Genomic DNA, 2,058 nt, shown 5'->3' on the forward strand with positions numbered 1-2,058 from the left:
GGTGGTTTGTGTGTTCGTTATTAAGGGCGCATGGTGGATGCCTTGGCATGCTGAGCCGATGAAGGACGTGAAAGGCTGCGTTAAGCCTCGGGGAGTTGTCAATTGAGCGTTGATCCGAGGATGTCCGAATGGGGAAACCTGGCCCTGGTTATGTGGGGTTACCCTTCAGTGAATTCATAGCTGTTGTGGGGGTTTACGCGGGGAAGTGAAACATCTCAGTACCCGTAGGAGGAGAAAATAATAATGATTCTGCTAGTAGTGGCGAACGAACGTGGATGAGGCTAAACCGTGTGCATGTGATACCTGGTAGGGGTTGTGTGTGCGGTGTTGTGGGCCCCAATGTGGACTAGCTACTGATGGTCCGCTCGTGTGTTGTTGTTAGGTGAAGTGGTTTGGAATGGCCTGCCGGAGAAGGTGAGAGTCCTGTAGTTGAAGACAATGGCATGTGGGTTGTTGGGTTGCCCGAGTAGCAGCGGGCTCGTGGAATCTGCTGTGAATCTGCCGGGACCACCCGGTAAGCCTAAATACTCAGTGTGACCGATAGTGTATGAGTACCGTGAGGGAATGGTGAAAAGTACCCCGGGAGGGGAGTGAAATAGTTCCTGAAACCATGTGCTTACAATCCGTCAGAGCACCGTTTGTGTGTGATGGCGTGCCTTTTGAAGAATGAGCCTGCGAGTCAGCGGCATGTCGCGAGGTTAACCCGTGTGGGGTAGCCGTAGGGAAACCGAATCCTAATGGGGTGTCAAGTGGCATGTCCTGGACCCGAAGCGGGGTGATCTACCCATGGCCAGTGTGAAGCAGCTGTAAGAGGTTGTGGAGGCGCGAACCCACGTAGGTTGAAAACTGCGGGGATGAGCTGTGGGTAGGGGTGAAAGGCCAATCAAACTCCGTGATAGCTGGTTCTCCCCGAAATGCATTTAGGTGCAGCGTCGTATTATAGCTTGGTGGAGGTAGAGCGACTGGTTGGTTGAGCGGGACTACAATCTTAGCAATGTCAGCCAAACTCCGAATGCCACTAATTGTGTTGTACGGCAGTGAGACTGTGGGGGATAAGCTTCATAGTCGAGAGGGAAACAGCCCAGATCGCCGGTTAAGGCCCCTAAGGGTGTACTAAGTGGAAAAGGATGTGGGATCGCGAAGACAGCCAGGAGGTTGGCTTAGAAGCAGCCATCCTTGAAAGAGTGCGTAATAGCTCACTGGTCGAGTGGTTCTGCGCCGACAATGTAGTGGGGCTCAAGTACACCGCCGAAGCCGCGGCAAACATTTTGTTTGGGTAGGGGAGCGTCGTGCATGGGTTGAAGCGTTACCGTAAGGAGGCGTGGACTGTGTGCGAGTGAGAATGCAGGCATGAGTAACGAATTGATAGGTGAGAATCCTATCCGCCGGATGACTAAGGGTTCCTGGGTCAAGTTCGTCTTCCCAGGGTGAGTCGGGACCTAAGGCGAGGCCGACAGGCGTAGTCGATGGATAACCAGTTGATATTCTGGTACCCGTACATGCGCGCCCATGATAAAGCACTGATACTAACCACCGCGGATGCACTGCTGGTCTTCTTTGAAGTCTGGTGGTGTTGATGTCGTGGGGCCTGATGTGTGGTTCAAGTGATGGGGTGACGCAGTGAGGTAGCCACGCCACTTATTGGATTGGTGGTGTAAGCGTGCAGATCGTGTGGTAGGTAAATCCGCTGCACATATGGTTGAGACGTGATGCGTAGACCCATTGGGGTTGATGGTGGTGATCCTGTACTGTCGAGAAAAGCCTCTAGCGATGTGTGTGTATGGCCCGTACCCTAAACCGACACAGGTAGTCAGGTTGAAAATACTAAGGCGTTCGGGTGAACTGTGGTTAAGGAATTCGGCAAAATGCCCCCGTAACTTCGGGAGAAGGGGGGCCCCACGGTGTGAAGGTTCTTGCGGCTGGAAGCGTTGTGGGGTCGCAGAGAATAGAGGGAAGCGACTGTTTATCAAAAACACAGGTCCATGCGAAGACGTTAAGTTGATGTATATGGACTGACGCCTGCCCGGTGCTGGAAGGTTAAGAGGACCGGTTAGTCAA

General features: G+C 53.1%; 1 rRNA gene. It reads left to right on the forward strand.

Features of this window, described 5'->3' with window-relative positions:
* Positions 1–10 precede the first annotated feature (10 nt).
* A 23S ribosomal RNA gene (locus QP324_RS11755) occupies positions 11–2,058 on the forward strand; the annotation flags it as partial.

Source organism: Corynebacterium sp. UMB0012 (genome assembly GCF_030216265.1).
Classification (GTDB): domain Bacteria; phylum Actinomycetota; class Actinomycetes; order Mycobacteriales; family Mycobacteriaceae; genus Corynebacterium.